The sequence below is a fragment of the Sphingobium sp. RS1 genome, assembly GCF_056156825.1.
Window position 1 is genome coordinate 56,939 of sequence record NZ_JBLZXE010000001.1, and the last position, 17,935, is coordinate 74,873.

Below are 17,935 nucleotides of genomic sequence, written 5' to 3' on the forward strand. Positions count from 1 at the left end.
GAGGCGTCCGAAACGATAAGCTACATCGACATGGGCGGCGATAGTGTCCCCAGCCAGGCGACGAGCCCGAGAATGACGATCGCAAGCCCGCCTTCGACGAAGAGGCTCGCGCGCAACAGCGCCTGCGCCCGTGGCGCGTCCTCTTCCTCGATCGCCTGTGCCAGTGCCGGGGTCAGGCGGTAGCGGTTGAGCGCGGCAAGGCCCAGCATGCCCCCAAACAGCACCAGCTTGGCGATGAGCAGCAGGCCGTAGCTCGACTGACCGAGCGAGGCGATGTTGCCCGGGCCGACCAGAAACCAGCCGTTCACCGTCCCGGTCAGGATCAGCAGGGCGACGATGATCGTGCCGACGAGGGAGAAACCCCGCAGGGCTTCCTCGGCCAGTGTGACCTGGTCCATGTCTTCAGCGGCGACATCATCGGTTGCGAGCCTGGGAAGAACCAGCGCGAGGAAGGCGGCAAGCGCGCCGACCCAGGCGCCGGCGGCGAGCAGATGGATGAGATCGGCCAGCAGTTGCAGCCAGCCCGCCTCGCCTTCGCCGGCCGCGCCATGCCCGCTCCAGGCGAGGGTCGCGAGCGCGACCGCGCCCGCCAGAGTGGAGGCGATGAAGGCAGGACGGGATTGCCGGCGATAGAAGGGGATGCAGAGCAGAAGAACGAGGAGCGCGACGAGGCGCGCCTTCAGCGCCGTTCCCATGGAAGTGCCGTTGAACAGCTCTGCGACCATGGAAAGATCAGGCTGGGCGAGTGGCAGCCCGGTCATCGCCGCAGCCTGCAACGCGAACCCCAGCGCCGACAGCAGGAGGGCGAGACAGGCGAGACCGGCCACCATTGCCGCCATCGGCAGATGCCGCTGCACCATCCGGCCGCCGCCGGGCGCATAGAGCGCGAACAGCGGCAGGCCGAACAGCAGGCCGAGATCGACGTAGAGCGCCCAGCGGACGGCGACGAGTGCCACGTCGTTCATGGCGTCACTTGACGGTAAAGGCGAGATTGCCCTGGATGCGGTGCGTGTCGGTCGAGACAACGTGCCAGGCGACCTGATAGCTGCCCGCCATGAGCGGCTTGGCGAGCGTCAGCACGAGCGTCTTGTCGCCTTCGACGGACGTCTTGAAGCCGGTTACCGCCATGCGGTGGTTGGGCATGCCGGGCATGCCGGTCATCACGATCTCGGCGCCCGACAGCTTCGGCATCAGACCTTCACTGAAGGTGAGCGTTATACGCGACGGCGCCGGGACGCTGGCGTTGGCGGCGGGCGTCGAGGACACGAGCTTGGGATGGGCGTAGGCCGGAGCAGAAACACTCAGGCCGACGGCGGCGATGGCTGCGAGCGGCGAAAAGAAGCGCATTTGGACATTCTCCTGTCAGTGACATGAGAGAATACGCAGCCGCGACCTGCACCCCTCGCAATTTTCTTTTTGTTCCCGGACAAGGGTTAGAAGACCACCCTGCGTATTGAGAAGAGAAGACGGAGAAACATCATGGACCACCTCGACGACATGCTCAGCCGGTTGCGGGAAGCCCCCCTCGATCCCCGGCTTGCCGGGCTGGACAGCCGCGTCATGGCCGAGATCGCCCGGCTCCAGGCCATGCCGCGCCTGAGCGCCACGACCTTCGGTGTCGCAGCCGCGGTCGCGCTCTTCATCGGCATCGCCGGTTCCGCGGTGCCAGTGCGTTCGGCAGATGCTGCGGCATCGCCCTTCGACGCGCGGCTCGCGCTCGCTCCTTCGACGCTGCTGAGCGCGCAATGATGCGCGATCGCCGCGGCCTTCTCCTTCTCGTGCTGCTGACGTTTGTTGCGGCAGTAGCGGGGGTCGTGATCGGCCGGCTCTATGTCGTGCCGGCGCCCCCTGTCGAGAATGAGCTGCACGACCTGCTCCATCGCGATCTCAAGCTGGATAGCGCGCAACATGCACGGCTCGAGGCTATCGAAGCCCGCTACGCCATCCGCCGACAGGCCCTGGAAGCGGAACTGCGCGCCGACAATGCATGGCTCGCGCAGGCCATCAGGTCGGAACATGGCTATGGGCCTCAGGTCTCCGCCGCCGTCGACCGGTCACACCAGGCGATGGGCGCGCTGCAGAAGGAAACGCTCGAGCATATCTTCGCGATGCGTGCGGTGCTCCGCCCCGACCAGACGGTGAAGTTCGACGACGCCGTCGTGAAAGCGCTGACGGCCGAGAAAAAATGACGCTCCACCTCCCCGACTGCTCGGACGGGGAGCTTGCGGCTCTGGCGCTGGGGGGCCGGCAAGCGGCCTATGGCGAGCTGGTCCGCCGGCATCAGGGCTGGGTACACCGTCTCGTGCGCAGCCATGTCGGTAGCCCCGACGAGGCGCTCGACGTCACTCAGGCGAGCTTCGTGGCCGCCTTTTCCGCGCTCAGCCGCTATGATGGGACGCGGCCCTTCCCGGTCTGGATGTCGCGGATCGTCATCAACAAATGCCACGACTGGCGCCGTCGCCGTGCGGTCCGCAATTTCTTTTCCTTCGCCCTTCCTCTGGGCGAAGCCGAACATATCGTCGACGACGCCCCCTCGGCCGACCGCGCCCTGGATGCCGAACAGCAACTCGCCGAGGCGATGACGGCGATCGCCGCCCTGCCCGCCTCGCTCAAGGACACGCTCATCCTGCGGACGATCGACGAGAAATCGGAAGCCGAAACCGCCGAGATCCTCGGCATCTCCCAGAAGGCCGTCGAGACCCGCCTCTACCGCGCCCGGGCGCGCCTCGCGGAAAGTTTGAAGAAAGTTTGAGGGGCAGGCGGGTGGGCTGCGTATTTCCAATAGGTCCGCCCTCTTTCCGCAAGCTGAGACAAACCGAATGATTTCTGCCCTCGACCGCCGCCAGTTCCTTCGCGGCGCGGCCCTCGCCGGTGGTGGCGCCGCATTATCAGCCTGGCTGCCTGCCTGGGCGCAGACCATCTCGCCGGGGATGCGACCGACGCTACCGACCGTGTCGGGCGAAGACATCACGCTGACCATCGCCCGGCAGTCGATGAGCATCGACGGGCGCCAGTTCCGCGCAATCGGTCTCAACGGCACGGTCCCCGCCCCGCTGATCCGGCTGCGCGAAGGCCAGCGCGTGCGGCTCAACGTCGTCAATCAACTCGAGGAGGACAGCTCGATCCACTGGCACGGGCTGATCCTGCCGGCCAATATGGACGGCGTGCCGGGCGTGTCTTTTCCGGGCATCAAGCCGGGATCGAACTACCTCTACCAGTTCCCCGTCGTGCAAAGCGGCACCTACTGGTATCACAGCCATTCGGGCCTGCAGGAGCAGGAAGGCCATTACGGCCCGATCATCATCGACCCCGCCGGTGCCGATCCGGTCGCCTATGACCGCGAGCATGTCATCGTGCTCGCCGATCACAGCGCACTCTCGCCGCAGGCGATCTTCCGGCGTCTCAAGGTCAACCCCGGCCATTTCAACTTCCAGCGCCAGACGCTGGCCGGGCTGCTCTCGGGCAAGGACCAGCCACTCAAGGACCGGCTCGACTGGGGCCAGATGCGGATGGACCCCGCCGACATCTCCGATGTCACCGGATCGACCTACACCTATCTCGTCAATGGCCATGGTCCGATGGACAACTGGACCGCGCTCTTCACCCCGGGCGAGCGGGTGCGGCTGCGCGTCATCAATGCGTCGGCGATGACCACCTTCAACGTCCGCGTACCCGGCCTGCCGCTCAGCATCGTCCAGGCCGACGGGCAGAATGTGGTGCCCGTCACCGTCGACGAGTTCCAGATCGGTGTCGCCGAGACCTACGACGTCGTTGTCAGCCCAGGCGAGGACAAGGCCTATACTCTTGTCGGCGAGGCCATCGACCGCTCGGGTATGGCGCGTGCCACGCTCGCGCCGCGCGCCGGCATGGCTGGCGAGGTGCCTCCCTTACGCAAACGGCCGCTCGCCGACATGAAGGACATGGGCATGGACATGTCCTCGATGCCGGGCATGGAAGGCATGGACATGTCGGGCGGCGCTATGCGGGGCGTCGATCCGACGGCCGAGAAGAACGCGTCCGCGCGCCTCGCGACCGGCGCGGCGGCAGCGATGGCGACCATGGACAACAGCGCCATGGCGGGCATGGACCATTCGGGGATGGATCATTCCGCGATGAGCGGGATGGATCATGGATCGATGGCCGGCATGGACCACGGCGCGATGGGCGCCGATGGCCAGATGGCGGGCATGGATCATGGCGGGCACGCGATGGGTTCGATGAAGATGCGCGACTTCTCGAACGCGCCGCAGGTGAAGCGCGATCCGAGCGTCCAGACCATCTCGCCGATGCCCGTCGACCGCACCGGCGAGCCCGGCCAGGGCCTCACCGACGTCGGCCACAAGGTGCTCGTCTACAAGGATCTGATGGCGCTCGAGCGCAATCCAGACGTGCGCGCGCCGAGCCGCAGCATCGACATCCACCTCACCGGCAACATGGAGCGGTTCATGTGGTCGTTCGACGGCGAGAAAATGTCGGACCATCACGAGCCGATCCCGTTCATCGAAGGCGAGCGGGTGCGCGTCAATCTCATCAACGACACGATGATGGGGCATCCGATCCACATCCACGGCCATTTCTTCGAGCTGGTGACCGGGCATGGCGACCATGCGCCGCGCAAGCACACCGTCATCGTCCAGCCCGGCGGCAAGGTGAGCTGGGACTTCACCGCCGACGCGGTCGGGGACTGGGCCTTCCACTGCCATCTCCTCTACCACATGCATGCAGGGATGATGCGGGTCGTGAGCGTGCGTCCGAAGGGAGACGCGCAATGACCCGCATCCTCACGCCGCTGGTGAGCGCGATCGCCCTTCTCGCCGCCGCACCCGCCTTTGCCCAGGATCATTCGATGCACGACATGCCCGGCATGGCGCCGCCGGGCGGGGCGCGGCCGGCGCAGGAGAAAAAGAAGGACAAGGCCGCCGCGCCGCGCCCCAAGCCCACTGCCAGGCCGCGCGCTCAGAAGCCAGCGCCGGACACCATGCCGGCAATGGACCATTCGCAGCACCAGACCACTCCCGCGGCGCAAGCAAATGCGGCCGGTCAGCCGCAATCCACGTCTCCCGCAATGCCGGAGATGCCGGGCATGGACCACTCCCAGCATCAGGACGGCGCGATGCCCGACATGCCCGGGATGGACCATGCGCAGCATGGCCAGACAGCGACGCCGGGAACGCCCGCCATGCCCGGCATGCAAATGACCGGCACCGCACTTCCGGCCGGCAATGCGCCCCCGCCGCCGCCCCCAGGCGACCACTTCGCCGATCGGGATTTTCCCGGCGGCGAGATGGCGCGCTCGCGCGACATCATGATGAAGGACAGCGGCGGCAACAATTTCGGGCAGGTGCTGCTCAACCTGTTCGAGTATCAGGCGCATAGCGGCCGCGATGGCTATCGCTGGGATGGCGAAGGCTTTTACGGCGGCGACATCAACCGCCTCTGGCTCAAGAGCGAGGGCGAAGGCGAGTTCGGCCGCGGCATCGACAGCGCCGAGGTGCAGGTGCTCTACAGCCGGGCCATCGACCCCTATTTCAATCTTCAGGGCGGTATCCGCCAGGACTTCGGCCGCGGGCCCGACCGCACCTACGCGACGATCGGCGTCGAGGGCCTGGCTCCTGGCATGTTCGAGGTCGAAGGCGCGCTGTTCCTCTCGACCAAGGGCGATGTTCTGGGCCGGGTCGAGGGCTATTACGACCAGCGCATCACCCAGCGCCTGATCTTGCAGCCGCGCGCCGAGGTCAATTTCGCCGCGCAGGATATTCCGGAGAACGACATCGGTTCGGGGCTGGTCAACATAGAGCTCGGCGCGCGCCTGCGCTACGAATTCAGCCGCCAGTTCGCACCTTACATCGGCGTTTCCTATCTGCGCAAAGCCGGAGACACGGCGCGGCTGTCGAGGCTTGCGGGCGAGGACGTCCATGCCACCAGCTTCGTCGCCGGCGTTCGCTTCTGGTTTTAGCATCAGGACGGCTGATGGCGGGGGCGAACAAGAGAGCGGGGCGTTACACTCATACCCAGGTCGGCCGGCGCCGAGCGAAGGAGATACGCCATGGACCATTCGTCCCACATGAACACCCGGAAGATGGGTGCCTATTGGAGCCTTGCCGTTCAGACCGTCATCAGCGGCGTCATCATGTATCTGGTGATGTTCGTCATGATCGACGGGCTCGACAGCTTCTACAACAACCTCAACATGCTCTACATGACGCTGATGATGGTCGCACCGATGGTGGTGCTGATGATCCTCGCCATGCGACACATGTTCGTGTCGAAGGCCGCCAACATCGCGCTGATCGCCGCGTCGCTGGTCGCCTTCTTCGGCAGCTTTGCACTCATCCGCACCCAGACCACGATCGGCGACACGGCCTTTCTGCGCTCGATGATCCCGCATCATTCCGGGGCGATCCTGATGTGCCAGGAAGCAAAGCTCAGCGATCCGGAAGTCATCCGGCTTTGCGAAGCGATCAAGCGCTCGCAGCGGCAGGAAATCGACGAGATGAAGGCCATACTCGCGCGGCGCTGAGTGGCACGGTCGGGCTACGCCCGGATACGTGCGCCCGGCCAGGTATGTGAGCCGGCCGATGGTCGACACGAGGCGCGGGGCGGACGAGATTGCCAGGGAGGTGGTGCGGCTTGCGCCGTTGTTCCTGCGACAGGCTGGCGGCCATGTCCTGACGCTGCTCGATCCTGCCGGGATCGTGCTGAGCTATAATGAAGAAGGCGAGCGTGCCGAATGCTGGCCCCTCGATCGCGTCCTGGGACAGCCCCATGACCTGTTCTACCCGCCCGACGAGATTGCGGCCGGCCGCCCGTGCGCAGACCTGGCGGCCGCCCTTCACGAAGGCACGCTGGAGCGCGAAGCGTGGCGGGTCTGCGAGAACGGAGCGGAGTATCTCGCGCGCCTGACGATCAGCGCCCTGTTCGAAGGCGACGCACATCGAGGCTTTGCCTGCATCAGTCGCGATGTCACCGACGAGGCGGCGGTCCGGGCGTCAATCGAGACCCGCGAGCAGCATCTCCAGTCGATCCTGGCGACCGTCCCCGATGCGATGATCATCATCGACGAGACCGGCGACATCACGTCGTTCAGCGCGGCCGCCCAACGCCTGTTCGGCTATTCGGAAACCGAGCTCGTCGGCCGCAACGTCTCCTGCCTGATGCCCCAGCCCGATCGCGACCGGCATGACGAATATATCGCGCATTATCTCCAGACCGGCGAGCGCCGGATCATCGGCCTCGGCCGCGTCGTGGTCGGCCAGCGCCGCGACGGCTCGACCTTCCCGATGCAGCTGTCGGTTGGCGAGGCCGGTGAAGACGGGCAGCGGTTGTTCACCGGCTTCATCCGGGATCTCACCGCCAAGGAGCAGGATGAGCTCAGGCTCAAGGAACTGCAGGCAGAGCTGGTCCATGTCTCCCGGCTGAGCGCGATGGGCACGATGGCCTCGACCCTCGCGCATGAGCTCAACCAGCCGCTTGCCGCGGTCGCGCTCTATCTCGAGACGATCCGCGACATGCTCGACGAGCGGGACGACGAACCCTTCGTGTCGCTACGGTCGGTGATGGATGATGCGGCACAGGAAACGCTGCGGGCCGGCCATATCGTCCGGCGCCTGCGCGATTTCGTCGCCCGCGGCGAGGTCGACAAGAGCCTCCACGATCTGCCGCAGGTTGTCGCCGAGGCGAGCGAGCTCGCGCTGGTCGGTGCACGCGAGCGCGGCATCCGCAGCTTCTTCGCGGTCGATCCCGCCGCGACGCCGGTTCTCGTCGACAGGGTGCAGATCCAGCAGGTGCTGGTCAACCTGATGCGCAACGCCATCGAGGCGATGGCGGCGTGTCCTGTTCGCGACCTCAAGGTAGCGACCAGGTTGCGCCCTGACGGGCTGATCGAGGTGACCGTGGAGGATACCGGCCCCGGCATCGCCGACGAGGTCCGGGAGCAGCTCTTCACGGCGTTCAAGTCGACAAAGGCCGACGGCATGGGCCTCGGCCTTTCGATCTGCCGGACCATCATCGAAGCGCATGGGGGCCGTATCTGGATGGAGCGCCCCGACCGCGGCGGCGCGCGCTTTCATTTTACCTTGATCCATGCGCGGGCGGAGGAGGAACATGGGGGATAGACGCGTCATCCATCTGGTCGACGACGAGGAGAGCATCCGCAAGGCGGCGAGCTTTGCGCTCAAGACCGCGGGCTACGACGTCGTGACCTATGCCTCGGGCGTGGAGTTTCTCAAGGAGGCGAAGTCGGCGGCCGTCGGCTGCGTCATCCTCGACGTGCGCATGCCCGAGATGGACGGTCTCGAGATTCAGGCCGCCATGGCAGCACGCGGGGTCAATATGCCGGTCATCGTCCTGACCGGCCATGGCGACGTGTCGGTTGCGGTGCAGGCCATGAAAGGCGGCGCGGTCGACTTTCTCGAGAAGCCCTTCGAGAAAGCCGCCCTGCTCGGCGCCGTCAGCCGCGCGTTCGCGCGTCTCGACGATGTCGACCTTCGCACTCTGGAAACCTCTGAAGCCGGCGTGCGGGTCGCTGCACTGACGCCCCGGGAGCGTGAAGTGCTGGAAGGGCTGGCGAACGGCCTGCCCAATAAGACGATCGCCTATGACCTGGGCTGTTCATCGCGAACGGTCGAGGTCCATCGCGCGAGCCTGATGGCCAAGCTCGAGGTCCGCAATTTGTCCGAAGCCCTGCGGATCGCCTTTGCCGCGGGCATGGGCCGCAAGCCGAAGTGACTGCGACCTCTACGTAGCGACGGGACGAGGCGCGATATGCGATCGATGGTGCAATCGTCACACGGGTGTCCGCTTCTCGCAATGCCATCGGTCCGTTCCACTCAGCATGATGGCAGATACACCATCCTCGTCTCCGACGACGATCCCGGCGTGCGGCGTGGCCTCCAGCTGCTGCTGAGATCGCGCGGCTATGCCGTGTGGGGATATACGACCGGCCACGCGCTGTTGGCCGACCCCCGCGCGAAGGAGGCAGACTGCGTCATCCTCGACTATCGCATGCCCGACATCGACGGATTCGCGATGCTGCGTCACCTTCGCGAGATCGGATGGTCGGGACGCGCGATCATGATCTCAGGCTTTCATGACACGCTGCTGGCCTCGCGGGCCGCTGAGGCGGGCTTCGATCATGTTCTCGCAAAGCCGCTGATCGGCAGGGCTTTGCTCGAAGCGTTGGACCGGCACCGCATCGAGACGCTTCGAAAGCATTGAATTGTGGCGGCCGGCCCCCGGCAGCCTCAGCCCGGCGCGATGTGGAAAGCCGATCTGCGCCGTCAAAGCCAGTGGCTACGTTTGAACCGGATGTAGAGCCCAATGCAGACCGCAGCGATGACGCCGAGGATGACGAAATATCCCCATTGCGTCTTCAGTTCGGGCATATTCTCGAAATTCATGCCGTAGATTCCGGCAATCGCGGTAGGCACCGCGAGGATCGCAGCCCGGGCGGCAAGCTAACGGGTGATCGCACCTTGGCGCTGCTGTTCGAGCAGGTGACTCGCCTCGAACACCGAGATCAGGATGTCGCGGATGCCGGTGATGGCGCTCTCAACCCTGAGCATGTGATCGTCGAGCTTCGAAATCTGGTGGCCGTTGTCGGCACCTTCCATGGCAAGCGGGTGAAGGCCGTAATTCCCGGCGATGTCGGCAAGTTCTGTTTCGCTGGGCTGGGACATTTTGATCCACACGAAGTCATCCTTGCCGACGTGCTCGCACGCCGGATCGATCAGGGTCGCCGGCCGTAGCCGTTTGCCATTGTGACAAAGAACGGCGGCGGCGACCGGAAGCCGTGTGCCTCGCCTATTGAGACGCGCGCACAAACACTCGTCATTCTTCAAGCCCAATCGCAGGAAGAAGAAGGCGGCGCGCAGCAATTCGAGCGAGAGCTTATAGAAAATGCGGCGGAGCGTTGGGTTTCGCAGAAGGCCGCTCCCGTTCATGACGCGCGTGGCTGGGCGGCGCGCTGCCACATCAAGGGCACGCAGACTGCGAAGGTCTGCGCACCCTTGATTGGCGACCGCGAGGGTTTTCCTCTCTTGCGATGGTACCAAGCGATTGCCCGTGTGGCGCCTCTGCAATCGTGTCGGATGACTATACCTAAGTATCGGATAACGGCGCTGACGACAGGGTTGCCGGGCCCCGGTGAGGCGCGTCGCACCGCGCGGAGACGAAAGCTGGAAGACGGAAAAGCTCAACTGTCGAAAGCGACCGAGCGCGCGAGCGCTTCCTGGGACTGCAGAAAGGCGAGCCGCGATTGCAGCGCCGCCTGGACAACGCCGAAAGCGTCACCCCCCAGAGTCACGCGCAGCGGCGGATGGTCGCTGGTTGCGACATCAACGATCGCTTGCGCGATCTTTTGCGGGTCGAGCGTGTAGAGCTCGTTTCCGGCGGTCTCGAACATCTTGCGGATATGGCCGGCGGGCGTATCGCGATACGCGGCGATCTCGCTGGCGAATTGCAGATTGTGGCTGAAGCTGGTGCGCGCCCCGCCCGGCTCGATCAGCGTCACGAACAGGTTGAAGGGTTCAAGCTCCTGGCGGAGGCATTCGCTGAAGCCCTCCAGGCCCCATTTGGCCACATGATAGAGACTGCTCGTCGGAAGCGAGCCCTGACCACTAGCGCTGGAGATCTGGATGATCCGGCCGCTCCCGCGCAGCCGCATGGCGGGGACAAAGGCGCGGGTGATGTGGATGGGCGCCATGAGATTGAGCGCGATCTGGCCTTCGACCTCGGCGTCCGACATCTCTTCGGTGGCGCCGATCACGCCGCCGCCGGCGTTGTTGACCAGAATATCGACGGGTCGACGCGCCTGCGCCCGGGCCACGACCGCAGCAATATCGTCCTTGACCGTGACGTCGAGCGCTTCGACGCGCAGCTGGCTCGGATATTTCGCCGCGAGATCATCGAGGCTTTCGGGCTTGCGGGCCGTCGCGGTAAGGTCGTCGCCAGCGGCCAGGATCAGTTCGGCCAGATGGCGGCCGATGCCGCTGGACGCGCCCGTGAGAAACCAGTGATTGGACATATGTTACTCCATATATTACCAACTGGTAGGTAACTTGAAACCTGGAATGCGTCAATGCTTGGAGGTGTGATGAAGCAACGAACCCGGCGGAATGCCGCACAGAGCCGCGAGACGCTCCTGGCTGCAGCGACCGAGGAGTTCGCGTCCCATGGGCTGGCGGGCGCGCGGATCGACCGGATTGCGCAGGCGGCGGGTATCAGCAAGCCGATGCTCTACACCTATTTCGGGGACAAGGAGGCGCTCTTCGATGCCGCGCTGACGCAGGAAGTGATGGACGCGGCGCAGGCCGATCGCTTCGATCCCAATGATCTTGAGGGTTATGCGGGGCGCACCTATGACTTGCTGGTCGAACGCCCGCGCCTGTGGAGGCTGCTGACCTGGCATCATTTGGAGCGTGGCCAGGATGTTCTGATGCTCCCGGCCGGCGAGGTCCTTCTCGGGGAGAAGCTGGACGGGATCGCAGCGGCGCAGGCCGAGGGGCGGATCGTCGCCGACTTCACGCCCCTGGATGTCGTCCGGCTTGTCGCCGCCCTCACCCAGCTCTGGTGCATGACCGGAGCTGCACGCGACGCTGCCGAGCACGCGGCGCGCCGGGCGACGATCATGCGGGCGGTGGGGCGACTGCTGCGCGTGTGATCGTGCGAGGCGCGAGCTGCACGCCCGCGCGCCGACCGGGACACAGCAAGCATTTTTCGCAACCTGCCGTACTGCCCAGCGGCAAAATCAGGGCGGCTCATGCACAAGCCGGCCCGTCGGCTCCGCGGATGCGATCGACGTTCGAGGACTGCGCCGCCACTGCCGAACCGGATTGGATCATCGCCAAGTGACCCAGTGGCTGCGCGACGATCTCAGGTCGCCGGACTCGTCGCACGACGTTTCGTCAGGAGTCGTTTCATCTGCCTCAAAAGGCGAACCTGCGGCTCAATCCGGAAGAAGGCGCGACACATCCAGGAAACGAGGATCAAATGCGGTCCGCATCGGTATTACTTTCCCTGGCGCGTGCAAGCTCAGCAAAGGACTAATGTTCCCGGAGCATCTCTAGCGCTATACCTAGGTATATCACGCCGACACCAATAACATGTGATCATGCCGCTTCGCATTCTTGCCGGCCAAATGTCCCGATCATCAAATCGAAGCGTGCGAGGCTGTATTACGATATGATATTCTATCTCCTATCTCAGCAGCTTTGCAAATGAGCGCTCGCAAAAATATCTCTTCAGTCATGAGGGTTCGACGTCTGGCGTGCGTATTATAGCTATATCTATATCTAAATTTCACGAGAATAAGGTATTGGAAAAACAGGAAAAATACTGTTGACCTGTATATACAACTGATTTTGTCTGTGGCTGTTCTAAAACGTCAGGGGGATTGCACATGACCATCAGGATGGCCCTGCTCGGCAGCGCCGCCATCGTCGCGGGCTACGCCGCGCCGGCTCTCGCTCAGGCCGATCCGACACCGCAGCCAAAAGCACAAGTCCTGGGGGATGACAGCGACATCGTCGTTACCGGCTCACGAATCCGTCGGCAGGATCTGGCCGGGGTTGGACCGGCCACCGTGGTCACCGCCGAGCAGATCCAAAATACCGGCATCGTCAATATCGAAACCGCCTTGCAGCGTTTGCCGGCCAATGCCGGCTTCGCGGGCAACCAGACATCGGCCTACTGGACCAACAACGGTTATGGCACTGCTCAGGTCAATCTGCGCGGCCTCGGCATCAAGCGCACACTCGTGCTCCTCAACGGCCGACGCCTCGTCGCGGGCGGCACCGGCGCCAATTCCTCACCCGATCTCAACATGATCCCGGTCGTGGCGCTGGCACGCACCGATGTCCTCAAGGATGGCGCGTCCGCTATCTACGGGGCCGATGCCATGGCCGGCGTGGTCAACCTTGTCACGCGCACCGATTATGAAGGCCTGGGTCTCAGCGTCCGACAAGGCATTACCGAGCGCGGCGACGGCTCCGATCTCACCGCGGACCTACTTTGGGGCATTCGCAACGATCGTGGCGGGTTCATGGCAGCAGTCACCTACCAGAAGACCAGCGCCGTCAACATGGCCTCGCGTGCGCCCTGCTCGCTCGCTGAAACGACGCCGGGCTCGCTGAGCTGCGTCAACAGCGCCTCGACGATCGGCGGACGCGCGGTGCTGCCCAACGGCCAACAGATCAACTTCAACCAGGTACCCGGAGGGAACGGGAACTTCTACGAGCCTTACAGTCCCGCCAAGCACAACTTCAACTCGAACCCGTTTCTCAATGCGGTCAGCCCAGTCGAGCGCGTCAGCACGGCCTTCTTCGCGGACTATGCGCTGACCGACGGTATCCAGGCGTTCGGCGAGTTCCTCTATACGTTCCGCAAGTCGAATCAGATCGCGACACCCGGCACGCTGCGCAATCTCTCGATACCAGCCAGCAATCCGACCAATCCGACCGGCCAGAACCTGGTCCTGGCCCAGCGCCGCCTCGCCGAACCCGGCGCGCGCCACTTCTTCCAGGAGACCGATACCTGGCAAGGCACCTTCGGGCTGCGCGGCAAGCTGGCGAACGACTGGGCCTGGGAAGTCGCGGGCAGCTTCGGGCGTAACACGGCCGTCGACGGCTCGACCAACATCGCCAATCTCGAGCGCGTCGCGAACACGCTCGACAGGAGCAAATGCTCCAGCACGGCGGGCGCGGCCATCCCCTGCGGTGACTATCTTGGGTTCGGAGACCTGACACCTCAGGTTCTGGATTATATTCTGTTCACCTCGCGCGATCGCGGAGGCAACGAACTCGGCACGGTCACGGCTGACCTCAACGGCGATCTCTTCTCCCTTCCAGCCGGCGCGGTGTCCTTCGCCACCGGCGTGGTCTATCGGCGCGAAAAAGGCTGGCGCGATCCCGACCCGTTGACGGTGCTCGGCGTGGCGAACGTCAATCAGCAGGATCCTATTTCGGGCTCGAGCACCGCCAAGGAAGCCTATCTCGAGCTATCGGTGCCGGTGCTTGCCAACACAGCTTTCGCCAAGGCGCTCACGCTCGATGGCGCAGTCCGCTACTCAGACTATAATCTCTTCGGGAGCGACTGGAATTACAAGCTCAGTGCCGACTGGGTAGTCAATGACAGCATCCGTCTGCGCGGCACTTATGGGACGGGCTTTCGCCTTCCCAACGTGCCGGAGCTTTTCGGCGGCGTCTCGGAAGGCAATCTGACCACGACCGATCCCTGCTCGCGCTACACCTCCAGCGGCAACGTGACCTTGATCGCCAATTGTCAGGCGTCCGGTGTGCCGGCCAACTATACGCAGCTCGGCACCACGATCCTCACCACAGTGGGCGGTAACCAGAGCCTTCGGCCCGAAAGCTCCACGACCTGGACCGTTGGTACGGTGATATCGCCGCGCGGCATCATCCCAGGGTTGTCGCTGACGGCAGACTGGTTCGACATCAAGATCAAGGACGCGATCCGGGCCATTCCCGGCTCGACCAAGCTCGCAGTCTGCTATGCGAGCCAGAACCTGTCGCACCCGTTCTGCAGCGACTTTACGCGCAGCGCGCTGACCGGCGAGGTCACTTACCTCTCCGCCCAGCCCATCAACACCGGCCGCGAGGAGATGAATGGTCTCGATCTGGGTCTGGTGTACAGTGGTGCGGTGGGCGAGGTGAAGATCTCCTTGGATCTCAACATGACCTATCTCAACAAATATGTCGTAAACCCCTTCCCCGGCGGCGCGCCGATCTATTTCGACGGGTTTATCGGGGGCGGCAATGGCGGCTATCCGAAATGGCGTGGTTATGGCGTGCTGACGGCGGAAAAGGACGGCATCAGCGCGACCTGGTCGACACAATGGATCGGCAAGGCGACCGACTTCAACGCATCGGCCGGCGACATCGGCTACCGCACGCCGAACGTCTTCTACCACAATCTTCAGCTTGCCTTCGCGATCGACGAGAAGACACGTTTCCAGATCGGGGCCGATAATCTGTTCGACCGCAAGGCGCCCTATATCCAGAGCTTCACCGATGCCAACACCGACACGATGACCTATGATCTGCTCGGACGGCGCTTCTACGCCGGCTTCCGAACCGCGTTCTGAAGGGCAGCACATGGCAATTCGCTGGCCTTTGGTCATCCGCCGGACGCACAAGTGGCTGGCCCTGATCGTCGGCGTCCAGGTTCTGCTCTGGACGCTGACCGGCTTCTATATGGTGGCCGTCCATATCGACATCATCCATGGCGACGATCTGGTCCGCCCACCGGTCGTCGCCCCCATCGACCTTGCGAGCTTCGTCCCGCCGGCGCGGATTGTTCAATCGGCTCCCGACGCGTCCGAGATCCGCCTGCAACGGTTCATGGATCAGCCCGTCTGGCGCGCGCAAACCTCGGGTGGTCCAAGACTCTTCGATGCAGGTTCGGGACAGCCCATCCCCGATTTGAGCGAGGCACAAATCCGCGCCGCCGCTCGGCGCATCTACAGCGGCACCGGGGACATCGTCGCAGCCCGGCTGCTGACGACGGCGCCACTGGAAATGCAGGCGCGCAAGCCTCCCTATTGGCAGGTCGAATTCGATGCCTGGAACCGGCCAACCCTGTATCTCTCTCCGCAGACCGGTGAGCTGATCTCGCGCCGCCATGCGCTGTGGCGCGTGTTCGATTTCGCGTGGATGCTGCACATCATGGACTATGACGATCGCTCCGACGTCAACAATCCGCTGCTGCGCGTGGCGACCTGGAGTGCCCTTGCCATGGCGCTGGCCGGGGCTTGGCTGCTGCTTTGGTCGTTCCCGCGGCGCAGGAAGAAGAAGGCATGAAGAAAATCCGGTTCACCCCGCTCTTTTTTCGGCGCATCCACAAATGGGTCGGCCTGATCCTGGGCGTGCAGTTTCTCCTTTGGGCTCTGAGCGGCTCGATGATGGCCTTGCTCGATCAGGAGAAGGTCGGCGGACACAGTGCGCAGGCCAGCCATCAGCACGCCCTACCTGCCGGTGACTATATTGCGCCGGCAAAGCTCGCTCTTGATGGTCCCGTGCTCGGCATCGCCTTGCGGTCCCTTGCCACACGCCCCGTCTACGAGCTTCGATCCACCACGGGCACGCGGCTAATCGACGCGACGAGCGGCGCCCCGGTTCGGGTCGACGAGCAGGTCGCGCGCGACGTCGCGACGATGGTGAATGAAGCACCGATCCGCAAGGCAACGTTGCTCGCCGAACCGAATGTGGAAGCGCGCGAGCACGAAGGCACCATGTGGCGACTGGATTTCGCGGACGCAGAGAACAGCAGCGCCTACATCTCCGCCGACACCGGCCGATTCCTGGTCATGCGCGGCGACACATGGCGCACCTGGGATTTCTTCTGGATGCTCCACAATATGGACTATGTGAACCGCACCAGCTTCAATCACCCGCTGATCGTCTTCGTTGCGTTCGGTACTTTGTGGCTGTCGGGGACGGGCTTCTACCTGCTGTTTAAGAGCTTCAGTCGCGCCGACGTGCGATGGTTGCGGCGCAGGCGCAAATCGGCCGTCAAGTTGGGCGCGGGCTGATCGCTAGGTCCCAACAGAAAAAGCCGCCGATAGCTCGAACCGATTGCCCGGGTGCGTGAGCCAAGCGTGCGATACGAGACGTCCGCGACTCCAGGTTCTGCGCGTCATCATTAGCACTGGTTCTCCTTCAGCGAGGCCCAGCATTGTTCGCATGGCTGTATCCGGCATCGCCGCGCACACCCGGTGCTCTACTCGCTCGAGCGGGGCAACACGTGTCAGATATTCATTCGGCGTCGAGGCGCTGAAATCCCTCTCTCCGTAGCGTGGCGCAGCAGATGCCAGCACAAAGCGCTCCTCGACCTGAATTGGGAATTCGGTCTCGTGATGGACGATAAGCGAATGGAAGAGGCGCGTGCCCAAGCCGACTTCCAGCAGAGCTGCCCTTTCCGCATCAGCCCGTATCTCGATATTATAAATGACGCGCGCGCGATAGGCGTGGCCCCTGCCGCGCACCTCCTCCGCGATGTTGCGGATCTCGATCAGCTGCCCGATCGGCCGGGGCTCGGCGACAAAGCTGCCCCGCCCCGCCCGCCGTACCACGACACCGGCCGATTGCAGTTCCCGCAACGCCCGGTTTGCGGTCATGCGCGAGACTTTGAACGTCTCGACGAGCTCGGCCTCTGACGGCGTCTGGTCGCCGGGCTTCAGGCGACCTTCCCGGATGTCCTCGAAAATGCTGTCTTTGATCGCCACATAGCGAGGTTGCTTCTCCGCACCGGCAGCGTCGACCGCGGGTTCGCCCACAGAAGCAGCTTTCGTCCGGGGAGCGGATGCGCGGCTATGGGGGCGAGCGGGAGCATGCATCAAATGACTATACAGGTGGGGGCGAGCAAGTCCCAGTCATTCAAACAGGAAATCACCAGCGAGAGCCGAGGCGTGCGTGATCAATGCCGCGCGAAGACCTTCTGGCCCGAACTGCCGAACGACACCACCGCATAGGGTTGGCGGGCGGCGCCTGCCACTTCCATGCCCTCCGAGCCGATCGGCATCCCCGCCACCGCAATGCCTCTGACGCCTACGGGACGGGTTGCCAGCAGGCGCTTGATATCGGCGACCGGGACATGGCCCTCGATCAGATAGCCATCAACCATCGCGCTGTGGCAGGATGCCAGCGTGCCCGGCATGCCGGCCCTCCGCTGAAGCGCCCCGCGCGACGCATCGTCGCGCATGACGACCGTGCGGCCCAGCTTCGCGCGAAGCGCCTGGGCCCACTTCTCACAGCATCCACAACCCGGGTCCCGGTGGACGACGACATCATTCGCCGCAAGCGCTGCGCCGGGCAGGGCGAGGAACAGCAAGGCGGCAGAAAGACGGGTCTTCATGAACGGCTCCCGGAAGCATGCGATAGGGTTCCTAATGATCTATACGCATTGATGCCCCCTACCCCTC

General features: G+C 64.1%; 18 protein-coding genes and 1 pseudogene. 13 read left to right on the forward strand and 6 right to left on the reverse strand.

Annotated elements, in window-relative coordinates:
- Positions 1–20: 20 nt before the first annotated feature.
- Both copD and copC read right to left on the reverse strand, forming a co-directional pair.
- Positions 21–965, reverse strand: coding sequence for a copper homeostasis membrane protein CopD (copD, locus tag ACNHGR_RS00285; RefSeq protein ID WP_037448002.1), 945 nt, complete (start codon positions 963–965; stop codon positions 21–23).
- Positions 966–969: 4 nt separating this feature from the next.
- Positions 970–1,347: a copper homeostasis periplasmic binding protein CopC gene (copC, locus tag ACNHGR_RS00290; RefSeq protein ID WP_007406420.1), complete on the reverse strand. Its 378-nt coding sequence runs from the start codon at positions 1,345–1,347 to the stop codon at positions 970–972.
- Between the two features lie 132 nt (positions 1,348–1,479).
- Here copC and ACNHGR_RS00295 point away from each other — a divergent pair, with 132 nt between their 5' ends.
- The 9 genes from ACNHGR_RS00295 (at position 1,480) to ACNHGR_RS00335 (ending at position 9,216) form a co-directional block, all read left to right on the forward strand.
- On the forward strand, positions 1,480–1,749 hold the full coding sequence (locus ACNHGR_RS00295; RefSeq protein WP_037447996.1) for a hypothetical protein: 270 nt from the start codon (positions 1,480–1,482) through the stop codon (positions 1,747–1,749).
- The gene (locus ACNHGR_RS00300; protein WP_026109207.1) at positions 1,749–2,189 is read left to right on the forward strand and encodes a periplasmic heavy metal sensor; all 441 of its coding nucleotides are present in this window, start codon (positions 1,749–1,751) and stop codon (positions 2,187–2,189) included. Before ACNHGR_RS00295 ends, ACNHGR_RS00300 begins: the two co-directional genes overlap by 1 nt.
- On the forward strand, positions 2,186–2,752 hold the full coding sequence (locus ACNHGR_RS00305; protein ID WP_017501305.1) for an RNA polymerase sigma factor: 567 nt from the start codon (positions 2,186–2,188) through the stop codon (positions 2,750–2,752). The genes ACNHGR_RS00300 and ACNHGR_RS00305 overlap by 4 nt, the downstream gene beginning before the upstream one ends.
- A 67-nt stretch (positions 2,753–2,819) precedes the next feature.
- Complete coding sequence (locus ACNHGR_RS00310) at positions 2,820–4,772, forward strand: copper resistance system multicopper oxidase (protein WP_015449251.1); 1,953 nt, start codon at positions 2,820–2,822, stop codon at positions 4,770–4,772.
- Entirely contained in the window at positions 4,769–5,956 is a 1,188-nt protein-coding gene (locus ACNHGR_RS00315; RefSeq protein WP_015449252.1) for a copper resistance protein B, read from the forward strand. The genes ACNHGR_RS00310 and ACNHGR_RS00315 overlap by 4 nt, the downstream gene beginning before the upstream one ends.
- Positions 5,957–6,046: 90 nt before the next feature.
- On the forward strand, positions 6,047–6,520 hold the full coding sequence (locus tag ACNHGR_RS00320; protein WP_015449253.1) for a DUF305 domain-containing protein: 474 nt from the start codon (positions 6,047–6,049) through the stop codon (positions 6,518–6,520).
- A gap of 58 nt (positions 6,521–6,578) precedes the next feature.
- Complete coding sequence (locus ACNHGR_RS00325; protein WP_030089528.1) at positions 6,579–8,114, forward strand: PAS domain-containing sensor histidine kinase; 1,536 nt, start codon at positions 6,579–6,581, stop codon at positions 8,112–8,114.
- Positions 8,104–8,727, forward strand: coding sequence for a response regulator transcription factor (locus tag ACNHGR_RS00330; protein WP_015449255.1), 624 nt, complete (start codon positions 8,104–8,106; stop codon positions 8,725–8,727). Before ACNHGR_RS00325 ends, ACNHGR_RS00330 begins: the two co-directional genes overlap by 11 nt.
- 81 nt (positions 8,728–8,808) lie before the next feature.
- Positions 8,809–9,216, forward strand: coding sequence for a response regulator (locus ACNHGR_RS00335; RefSeq protein WP_016743851.1), 408 nt, complete (start codon positions 8,809–8,811; stop codon positions 9,214–9,216).
- A 62-nt stretch (positions 9,217–9,278) separates the two neighbouring features.
- Here ACNHGR_RS00335 and ACNHGR_RS00340 read toward each other — a convergent pair.
- Both ACNHGR_RS00340 and ACNHGR_RS00345 read right to left on the reverse strand, forming a co-directional pair.
- Positions 9,279–9,581 (reverse strand): annotated as a pseudogene (locus tag ACNHGR_RS00340) (CorA family divalent cation transporter); the annotation flags it as partial.
- Between the two features lie 611 nt (positions 9,582–10,192).
- Positions 10,193–11,023: an SDR family oxidoreductase gene (locus ACNHGR_RS00345; RefSeq protein WP_037479754.1), complete on the reverse strand. Its 831-nt coding sequence runs from the start codon at positions 11,021–11,023 to the stop codon at positions 10,193–10,195.
- A gap of 69 nt (positions 11,024–11,092) precedes the next feature.
- On the opposite strand from ACNHGR_RS00345, the gene ACNHGR_RS00350 reads away from it, so the two are divergent.
- From ACNHGR_RS00350 to ACNHGR_RS00365, 4 genes are all read left to right on the forward strand, one after another.
- Positions 11,093–11,659 carry a TetR/AcrR family transcriptional regulator gene (locus tag ACNHGR_RS00350; RefSeq protein WP_015449258.1) on the forward strand — a complete coding sequence of 189 codons (567 nt, stop codon included), beginning with the start codon at positions 11,093–11,095 and terminating at the stop codon, positions 11,657–11,659.
- A gap of 738 nt (positions 11,660–12,397) precedes the next feature.
- Positions 12,398–15,100, forward strand: coding sequence for a TonB-dependent receptor domain-containing protein (locus ACNHGR_RS00355; RefSeq protein WP_278374499.1), 2,703 nt, complete (start codon positions 12,398–12,400; stop codon positions 15,098–15,100).
- A gap of 10 nt (positions 15,101–15,110) precedes the next feature.
- Positions 15,111–15,815: a PepSY domain-containing protein gene (locus ACNHGR_RS00360; RefSeq protein ID WP_015449260.1), complete on the forward strand. Its 705-nt coding sequence runs from the start codon at positions 15,111–15,113 to the stop codon at positions 15,813–15,815.
- Positions 15,812–16,546 (forward strand): PepSY domain-containing protein, encoded by a 735-nt coding sequence (locus tag ACNHGR_RS00365; RefSeq protein WP_004213137.1) that lies wholly within the window; start codon positions 15,812–15,814, stop codon positions 16,544–16,546. Before ACNHGR_RS00360 ends, ACNHGR_RS00365 begins: the two co-directional genes overlap by 4 nt.
- A gap of 3 nt (positions 16,547–16,549) precedes the next feature.
- Here ACNHGR_RS00365 and hutC read toward each other — a convergent pair whose 3' ends face one another.
- Positions 16,550–17,239 (reverse strand): histidine utilization repressor, encoded by a 690-nt coding sequence (gene hutC, locus ACNHGR_RS00370; protein WP_230588639.1) that lies wholly within the window; start codon positions 17,237–17,239, stop codon positions 16,550–16,552.
- A 191-nt stretch (positions 17,240–17,430) separates the two neighbouring features.
- Complete coding sequence (locus tag ACNHGR_RS00375) at positions 17,431–17,868, reverse strand: DUF411 domain-containing protein (protein WP_004213035.1); 438 nt, start codon at positions 17,866–17,868, stop codon at positions 17,431–17,433.
- Between the last annotated feature and the right edge of the window lie 67 nt (positions 17,869–17,935).

What these genes read in the sequence shown, in the direction of transcription:
- ACNHGR_RS00345 (WP_037479754.1), bottom strand. Translation starts at nt 11,023, where the DNA reads ATGTCCAATCACTGGTTTCTCACGGGCGCGTCCAGCGGCATCGGCCGC.
- ACNHGR_RS00365 (WP_004213137.1), top strand. Translation starts at nt 15,812, where the DNA reads ATGAAGAAAATCCGGTTCACCCCGCTCTTTTTTCGGCGCATCCACAAA.
- ACNHGR_RS00355 (WP_278374499.1), top strand. Translation starts at nt 12,398, where the DNA reads ATGACCATCAGGATGGCCCTGCTCGGCAGCGCCGCCATCGTCGCGGGC.
- ACNHGR_RS00320 (WP_015449253.1), top strand. Translation starts at nt 6,047, where the DNA reads ATGGACCATTCGTCCCACATGAACACCCGGAAGATGGGTGCCTATTGG.
- ACNHGR_RS00335 (WP_016743851.1), top strand. Translation starts at nt 8,809, where the DNA reads ATGCCATCGGTCCGTTCCACTCAGCATGATGGCAGATACACCATCCTC.
- ACNHGR_RS00375 (WP_004213035.1), bottom strand. Translation starts at nt 17,868, where the DNA reads ATGAAGACCCGTCTTTCTGCCGCCTTGCTGTTCCTCGCCCTGCCCGGC.
- copD (WP_037448002.1), bottom strand. Translation starts at nt 965, where the DNA reads ATGAACGACGTGGCACTCGTCGCCGTCCGCTGGGCGCTCTACGTCGAT.
- ACNHGR_RS00305 (WP_017501305.1), top strand. Translation starts at nt 2,186, where the DNA reads ATGACGCTCCACCTCCCCGACTGCTCGGACGGGGAGCTTGCGGCTCTG.
- ACNHGR_RS00310 (WP_015449251.1), top strand. Translation starts at nt 2,820, where the DNA reads ATGATTTCTGCCCTCGACCGCCGCCAGTTCCTTCGCGGCGCGGCCCTC.
- ACNHGR_RS00350 (WP_015449258.1), top strand. Translation starts at nt 11,093, where the DNA reads ATGAAGCAACGAACCCGGCGGAATGCCGCACAGAGCCGCGAGACGCTC.
- ACNHGR_RS00325 (WP_030089528.1), top strand. Translation starts at nt 6,579, where the DNA reads ATGGTCGACACGAGGCGCGGGGCGGACGAGATTGCCAGGGAGGTGGTG.
- ACNHGR_RS00360 (WP_015449260.1), top strand. Translation starts at nt 15,111, where the DNA reads ATGGCAATTCGCTGGCCTTTGGTCATCCGCCGGACGCACAAGTGGCTG.
- ACNHGR_RS00315 (WP_015449252.1), top strand. Translation starts at nt 4,769, where the DNA reads ATGACCCGCATCCTCACGCCGCTGGTGAGCGCGATCGCCCTTCTCGCC.
- ACNHGR_RS00330 (WP_015449255.1), top strand. Translation starts at nt 8,104, where the DNA reads ATGGGGGATAGACGCGTCATCCATCTGGTCGACGACGAGGAGAGCATC.
- ACNHGR_RS00300 (WP_026109207.1), top strand. Translation starts at nt 1,749, where the DNA reads ATGCGCGATCGCCGCGGCCTTCTCCTTCTCGTGCTGCTGACGTTTGTT.
- ACNHGR_RS00295 (WP_037447996.1), top strand. Translation starts at nt 1,480, where the DNA reads ATGGACCACCTCGACGACATGCTCAGCCGGTTGCGGGAAGCCCCCCTC.
- copC (WP_007406420.1), bottom strand. Translation starts at nt 1,347, where the DNA reads ATGCGCTTCTTTTCGCCGCTCGCAGCCATCGCCGCCGTCGGCCTGAGT.